The following is a 7097-nucleotide window of genomic DNA, read 5'->3' on the forward strand; positions in this document are numbered from 1 at the left end:
TGCGTGGCCCGTCGGTTCCATGAGAGCGGATCTCCTCGTCGGGCAGTCGTAGGACCGTCCAGCCTCCCCGGACGGGGACAAGGTGGAGCGCCCTACGAGAGCGAAGAAGGCGGCGCCGGACGGCACGAAGCGCGCTACTGGCACGTGAATGTCCCGCAAGATCGATAGGAGCTGGAAACAGAACGGCCCCGGCTCGGCGATAGTGCCGTTGACCTGGGCCGGTACCTGTGGAGCGGGCGACGAGAATCGAACTCGCACCGTCAGTTTGGAAGACTGAAGCTCTGCCATTGAGCTACGCCCGCGCTCGTCCCGGTCTCCCGCGACGCGACCGACAGCCTAACGCGTCGCCCCGGCGGGTGGATACCGGTATCCCGTCGAGCGGCCACCAGACGCCTCATCCGGCCACCACCCCGACTTCCGGGCGCCCGTCCAACGGCAAGATCGGCTGTCGCCGTACGCCAAGATCAAGCTGGATTGGGACGACACGGCGCCGGTGTGCGGAGACCGGGCGGGCGGGACCCCGAGGGGACGGCATACACTCTTTCACGCCACGGGGTGTGGCGCAGCTTGGTAGCGCACTCGCTTTGGGAGCGAGGGGCCGTGGGTTCAAATCCCGCCACCCCGACTGTCGTCCGCCGTCGCGGGGCGCTCCTGTCACCCCGCGCCGCCGGACAGCCATGCCGGCTCGCCTACACTCGATGGGCTGAATCCGGCCCAGAATAAAGATCGAGATCCGTCAAGGAGTACGCCTGTGAAGAGCACCGTCGAGACTCTGAGCCCGACGCGCGTGCGGCTCGCCATCGAGGTGCCGTTCGTCGAGCTCGAGCCGAGCCTCAAGAAGGCGTACCGGGAGATCGGGTCGCAGGTCACTGTGCCGGGCTTCCGGCGCGGCAAGGTACCGGCCTCGGTGATCGACCAGCGGGTCGGTCGGGGCACGGTGCTCAACGAGGCTGTCCAGGATGCGATCCCGGACAACATTCTCGCCGCGGTCCGCGAGCACGACGTGAAGACGTTGGGCCGGCCCGAGGTGGAGATCACCGAGTTCAACGACGGTGACTCGCTGAAGTTCACCGCCGAGGTCGACGTCCGCCCGCAGATCACGCTGCCCGACCTCGCCACGGTCGAGGTGACCGTGGACGAGCTGCAGATCGACGAGGACGAGATCGACAAGCAGGTCGCCAGCCTGCGGGAGCGGTTCGCCACGCTGAAGACCGTCGAGCGGCCCGCCCAGGACGGCGACTACGTGCAGATCGACCTCGCGGCGACCGTCGACGGCGAGGAGGTGCCGGGCGGCTCGGCGACCAACATCTCGCACGAGGTCGGCAGCAAGCAACTCCTGCCGGGCCTGGACGAGGTCCTGGTCGGCGTCTCGGCCGGCGAGTCGAAGACCTTCGTGACGCAGCTCGTTGGCGGCGACTTCGCCGGCCGGGACGCCGACGTCGCGGTGACGGTCCGTACCGTCAAGGAGAAGGAACTTCCCGCCCTGGACGACGAGTTCGCGCAGCTGGCCAGCGAGTTCGACACCCTCGACGAGCTCCGTGGCGACGTCCGCGAGCGGGTCAGCAAGTCGAAGAAGGTCGAGCAGATCTACGCCGCCCGCGACCGCGCCCTGGAGCAGATGGTCGCCGCCGCCGACGTACCCGCCCCCGAGGGCGTCGTCCGCGAGGAGGTCGAGCACCGCAAGCAGGCGATGGTCGACCAGTTGGAGCGGATCGGCGCCTCCCTGGAGGAGTACCTGACCTCCGAGGAGAAGACCGAGGAGCAGATCGACGCCGAGCTGACCGAGGCGGCCACCGAGGGCGTCAAGATCCAGCTGCTCCTGGACACCCTGGCCGACGCCGAGGAGGTGCAGGTCTCCGACGACGAGTTCGGTCACGAGATCGTGCACCGGGCGCAGCGTGCCGGGTTGGCTCCTCAGCAGTACTACGACCAGCTCGTCCGCTCCGGCGCGGCCGGAGCCGTCTTCGGCGACGTCCGCCGGGGCAAGGCCCTCGCGATGGTGATGGAGCGCATCAAGATCTCCGACTCGGCGGGCAATCCGGTCAACCTGGAGGAGCTTCGCGCCGCGAGCGGTGAAGATCAAGACCACGAACACGACCACGATCACGAGCACTGAGCCGCGCGGGGGTCGACCGTCGGGCCCGGGCCTTTCCGGGCCGGGCCCGATCGGACAAAACCCCTGGGCGTACGCCTCCGGCGGCAACTGCGCTGATAGCGAACAGTGCCCGGACAGGGGCGTTACGACCCCGGTCAGCGGTTAGTGTCGGGCGTAAGACGGCACGGAGAGCGAAGGGCTGCCATGACTGGTTCAGACTTCTCAGCTATGCCCCTGCGGGTGATCGAAGCCCGCGGTGGGGACGCAATTGGCAACCTCGACGACTCGGTCTACAACCGGCTGCTCAAAGAGCGGATCATCTTCCTGGGCAGCGAGGTGACGGACCAGGTCGCCAACCGCATCTGCGCCCAGTTGCTGCTGCTCGCCGCGGAGGACCCGGAGCGCGACATCAACCTGTGGATCAACTCGCCGGGTGGCTCGGTCTACTCCGGCATGGCGATCTACGACACCATGCAATTCATCGACAACGACGTCTCGACCGTCGCCATGGGCATGGCCGCGTCGATGGGCCAGCTCCTGCTCTGCGCCGGCACCAAGGGCAAGCGGTACGCCCTGCCGCACGCGCGGATCATGATGCACCAGCCGTCCGGCGGCATGGGTGGCACGGCATCCGACATCGCCATCCAGGCCGAGCAGATGCTCTACACCAAGCGGATGTTCCAGGAGCGGGTTTCCCACCACACCGGCCAGGAGCAGGCACAGATCGAGGCCGACTCGGACCGCGACCGCTGGTTCACCGCGACCGAGGCCAAGGACTACGGCTTCATCGACAAGGTGATTTCCGGAGCCACCCAGGTTCCGGAAGGCGCCGGGACCCTGAGCTGAGGAGCTTGACGATGACTGACCCGAACCTGCTGTCCGGCGGTTTCGAACCGGTGCACAACCGGTACGTCCTGCCCTCCTTCGTCGAGCGCACGTCGTACGGCGTGAAGGAGTCGAACCCCTACAACAAGCTCTTCGAGGACCGGATCATCTTCCTCGGGGTCCAGGTGGACGACGCGTCGGCCAACGACGTGATGGCCCAGCTGCTGACCCTGGAGGGCACCGACCCGGACCGCGACATCATCATGTACATCAACTCGCCCGGTGGCTCGTTCACGGCCATGACGGCGATCTACGACACGATGCAGTACGTCCGGCCGGACATCCAGACCGTCTGCCTCGGGCAGGCGGCCAGTGCCGCCGCGGTGCTGCTCGCCGCCGGTACGCCCGGCAAGCGGATGGCGCTGCCGAACTCGCGGATCATCATTCACCAGCCGGCCACCGAGGGCGGGTACGGGCAGGGCTCGGACATCGAGATCCAGGCCCGGGAGATCCTGCGGATGCGGACGCAGCTGGAGGAGATGCTCTCCCGACACTCCAACCAGCCGGTTGAGCGGGTCCGTCGTGATATCGATCGTGACAAGTTCATGACGGCCGAGGAGTCGCGCGAGTACGGGCTGGTCGACACCATCCTGACCAGCCGAAAGAAGGGTCTTCTCGCGGCCAACGCCTCGAGCTGATCAACTCGGGTCAGAGGCCGGCCGGGCGGCGATACGGCGGTCGGCCTCTGACACACCCGTTTTGGGGGTCGGAGAAACCTCGCGCAGCGGGTAACGTCGGTTCTGCACCGCCACCGCCGGTCGGGACCGGCCGGCACGAAGATCGACGGGGTGTACCGTCCGCAGGCCAGTTGACCTTCCAGGGCTGGCCGATGAGCGCAGGGAGAACGTAGGTGGCACGGATCGGCGACGGTGGCGACCTACTCAAGTGCTCCTTCTGTGGTAAGTCGCAGAAGCAGGTCAAGAAGCTCATTGCGGGGCCCGGGGTCTACATCTGTGACGAGTGCATAGACCTCTGCAACGAGATCATCGAAGAGGAGTTGGCCGAGTCCGGCGAGGTGAAGTGGGAAGAGCTTCCCAAGCCGATGGAGATCTGCCAGTTCCTCGACTCGTACGTGGTCGGCCAGGACCAGGCGAAGAAGGCACTCGCGGTCGCGGTCTACAACCACTACAAGCGGATCCAGGCCGACGGCGCCGCCGGGCCCGGCTCGGGCGACGCGGTGGAACTGGCCAAGTCCAACATCCTGCTGATCGGGCCCACCGGGTGCGGCAAGACACACCTGGCCCAGACGCTGGCCCGGATGCTGAACGTGCCGTTCGCCATCGCCGACGCGACGGCGTTGACGGAGGCCGGCTACGTCGGCGAGGACGTCGAGAACATCCTCCTCAAGCTGATCCAGGCCGCCGACTACGACATCAAGCGGGCCGAGACCGGCATCATCTACATCGACGAGGTCGACAAGATCGCCCGCAAGTCGGAGAACCCGTCGATCACCCGGGACGTCTCGGGCGAGGGCGTGCAGCAGGCGCTGCTCAAGATCCTGGAAGGCACGGTGGCGAACGTGCCGCCGCAGGGCGGTCGTAAGCACCCGCACCAGGAGTTCATCCAGATCGACACCACAAACGTGCTGTTCATCTGCGGGGGCGCGTTCGCCGGGCTGGACCAGATCATCGAGGCGCGGACCGGTCAGGGCGGGCTGGGCTTCGGCGCACACCTGCGATCGGTCTCGGAGCGTTCCACCGACGACATCTTCGGTCGGGTCATGCCGGAGGACATGCTCAAGTTCGGCCTGATCCCCGAGTTCATCGGCCGGTTGCCGGTGATCACGAACGTCCGCAGCCTCAACCGCGAGGCGCTGGTCCGGATCCTGACCGAGCCCCGCAACGCCCTGGTCCGGCAGTACCAACGCCTCTTCGAGATCGACGGAGTCGAGCTGGAGTTCGAGCCGGCGGCACTGGAGGCGATCGCCGACCAGGCGATGTTGCGCGGCACGGGTGCCCGAGGACTGCGCGCCATCCTCGAAGAGGTCCTCCTCTCCGTGATGTACGAGGTCCCCAGCAACCCGAACGCGGCCCGTGTCCTGATCACCCGGGGCGTCGTCCTGGAGAACGTCAACCCGACGATCGTTCCGCGCGAGTTCACCGGTCGCCGGGCCCGTCGCGAACGCGAGGAGCGGTCGGCCTGACGGGTCGGCCCGAAGCCTGACGGGTCAGCCCGAAGCATTGACGGGTCAGCTCGACCGCCCGACCGCTGCTGGTCGGGCGGGACCGACCGTAGGCCGTAGCGCGGTGCTGTCCTGCCGGGGCGGTGGGACGCCGTCCGTTCCCACGGGTCCACCCGCCCACCATCCATCGTGGGCTGTTGGACAGCCTGGTCACCCGTACCCCGTCGCCGTAGGCTCTCGGCATGCGCGTCGCCGTCTGCCAACTCAACGCCCGCGACGACCGGAAGGCGAACCTGGCCGCCGCCGGCGAGCTGCTCGCCAGGGCCGCGGCCGCCGGTGCGGACCTTGCGATCCTTCCCGAGTACGTCGACTACCTCGGCCCGTCGAGCGGGCTGCCGACCCCCGAGCCGACGGACGGCGAGTTCGCCGAGTTCTTCGGCGCCGCCGCTCGCCAGTACGGGATGTGGGTGCTCGCGGGATCGTTCCACGAGATCGGCCCGGACGAGGAGCACACGTACAACACGTCACTGGTCTTCGACCGTGGCGGCGCGCTCGCGGCGACGTACCGGAAGATCCACCTGTACGACGTGCAGATCCCGGGCCGGGTCTCCTATCTGGAATCCCGGAACGTGGCCGCCGGCACCGAACCGGTGGTGGTGGACGTCGACGGCGTACCGGTGGGCCTGTCGATCTGCTACGACCTGCGTTTCCCGGAGCTGTACCGTCAGCTGGCCGTCGCTGGAGCGCAACTGCTGGTGGTACCCGCCGCGTTCATGATGCACACCGGACGGGACCACTGGGAGGTGCTGCTGCGCGCCCGGGCGATCGAGAACCAGTGCTACGTGGCGGCGGCGGGGCAGATCGGCGATCACGATCCCGGACGTACCTGCTTCGGCCGCAGCATGGTGATCGACCCCTGGGGAACGATCCTCGGCCAGGCGCCCGACACCGTCGGCGTCGTGGTGGTGGACCTGGACCTCGACCGGCTGCACGAGATTCGCTCGGAGCTGCCCAGCCTGGCCAATCGCCGGCTCTGAGTCGACGGCCGGCTACGACGTCGACCCGCCGGCTCTGGGTCCACCGCCGGCCACGACGTCGAGTGGGGCGACCGTCCGTCGAGCGGTTCCCGCTGCGGTGCGGCCGCGGTCGGACGCCGCTGCGGGGTCACTGTAGAAGTACCCCGACCACGGCGAGGCCGACGATCACCGATGCGGTGACCAGTAGTCCGGTGGTCATCCGGGACATGCCCCGCCGGCTCAGCCGACGCACCGACGCGATCAGGGCCAGCAGTACGAAACCGCCGATCACCAGTTGCCAGATGGGTAGCAGGAGAGCCGAGATGCTGTCTTGCGCCACGACGATGCCGATGTCGCTGGATGCGGCCATGGTTGCCACTCTGGCACGCTCGGCCAGGTATGACACGGACAACCAGGCCCGGCCCGGGTAACGCGACGCCGAAGGTGAGGCGGACGTCGATTTGCGTCGAGCGGGCCGGCAGCGTAACTTTCTCTCTGCAAGCGGGAACCCGGACGAACGGCCGGGCCGCGAACACTCCGGTCTTCGAAGGCAGCTGCCGGCGGAGGACGGGAACGGGTGGTGCGCTCAGCCGGATGAAGTTCAGGTTGAGATTGCGAGACCAACCGGGTAGAGTACTTGAGGCCGGCAGGAGCCGGGCAGATGTGCCGGAAGCGGCCATCGGCCGGTCTGCAGGTTTCCCCTCGGATGACGAACGCCGGATGACGGTGGGCGTCAGCACGGGGACACTCGGGCGAAGCAGATCGAACCTGAAGTTCAGGCTTGACACTGCGACACCGACCGGGTAGATTGGGCGAGTTGCCCCGAGGACGGGCCCAAAGTTTGGGACGCGATCGGTGTGTGTTTGTTCTTTGAGAACTCAACAGGGTGCTTGATAAGCCAGTGCCAAAATGATTGTTTTGGCAGCAAGTGTTTTTATTGTTGCCGGGTTGATTTTCCAAGTTTTTGTTGGAGAGTTTG

Annotated in this window: 6 protein-coding genes and 2 tRNA genes; 6 read left to right on the forward strand and 2 right to left on the reverse strand. The window is 67.2% G+C overall.

The window, feature by feature from the left end; genetic code table 11:
• Nucleotides 1-228 precede the first annotated feature (228 nt).
• Nucleotides 229-302: transfer RNA gene (locus I0C86_RS06070), tRNA-Gly, on the reverse strand.
• A 249-nt stretch (nucleotides 303-551) separates the two neighbouring features.
• On the opposite strand from I0C86_RS06070, the gene I0C86_RS06075 reads away from it, so the two are divergent.
• The 6 genes from I0C86_RS06075 (at nucleotide 552) to I0C86_RS06100 (ending at nucleotide 6139) form a co-directional block, all read left to right on the forward strand.
• Nucleotides 552-625, forward strand: a tRNA-Pro gene (locus tag I0C86_RS06075).
• A gap of 126 nt (nucleotides 626-751) precedes the next feature.
• Nucleotides 752-2116 (forward strand): trigger factor, encoded by a 1365-nt coding sequence (tig, locus tag I0C86_RS06080; protein WP_196200207.1) that lies wholly within the window; start codon nucleotides 752-754, stop codon nucleotides 2114-2116.
• A gap of 183 nt (nucleotides 2117-2299) precedes the next feature.
• Nucleotides 2300-2941, forward strand: a complete 642-nt coding sequence (locus I0C86_RS06085; protein WP_407676270.1) for an ATP-dependent Clp protease proteolytic subunit — start codon at nucleotides 2300-2302, stop codon at nucleotides 2939-2941.
• An 11-nt stretch (nucleotides 2942-2952) separates the two neighbouring features.
• On the forward strand, nucleotides 2953-3618 hold the full coding sequence (locus tag I0C86_RS06090) for an ATP-dependent Clp protease proteolytic subunit (protein WP_192764740.1): 666 nt from the start codon (nucleotides 2953-2955) through the stop codon (nucleotides 3616-3618).
• Nucleotides 3619-3830: 212 nt separating this feature from the next.
• On the forward strand, nucleotides 3831-5123 hold the full coding sequence (gene clpX / locus I0C86_RS06095) for an ATP-dependent Clp protease ATP-binding subunit ClpX (protein WP_196200209.1): 1293 nt from the start codon (nucleotides 3831-3833) through the stop codon (nucleotides 5121-5123).
• 221 nt (nucleotides 5124-5344) lie between these two features.
• Complete coding sequence (locus tag I0C86_RS06100; RefSeq protein ID WP_196200210.1) at nucleotides 5345-6139, forward strand: nitrilase-related carbon-nitrogen hydrolase; 795 nt, start codon at nucleotides 5345-5347, stop codon at nucleotides 6137-6139.
• A 127-nt stretch (nucleotides 6140-6266) separates the two neighbouring features.
• Here the strand turns inward: I0C86_RS06100 and I0C86_RS06105 are convergent, their stop codons facing one another.
• The gene (locus I0C86_RS06105; protein WP_196200211.1) at nucleotides 6267-6488 is read right to left on the reverse strand and encodes a hypothetical protein; all 222 of its coding nucleotides are present in this window, start codon (nucleotides 6486-6488) and stop codon (nucleotides 6267-6269) included.
• Nucleotides 6489-7097 lie beyond the last annotated feature (609 nt).

The organism is Plantactinospora alkalitolerans (genome assembly GCF_015690345.1).
Taxonomy (GTDB): Bacteria; Actinomycetota; Actinomycetes; order Mycobacteriales; family Micromonosporaceae; genus Plantactinospora; species Plantactinospora alkalitolerans.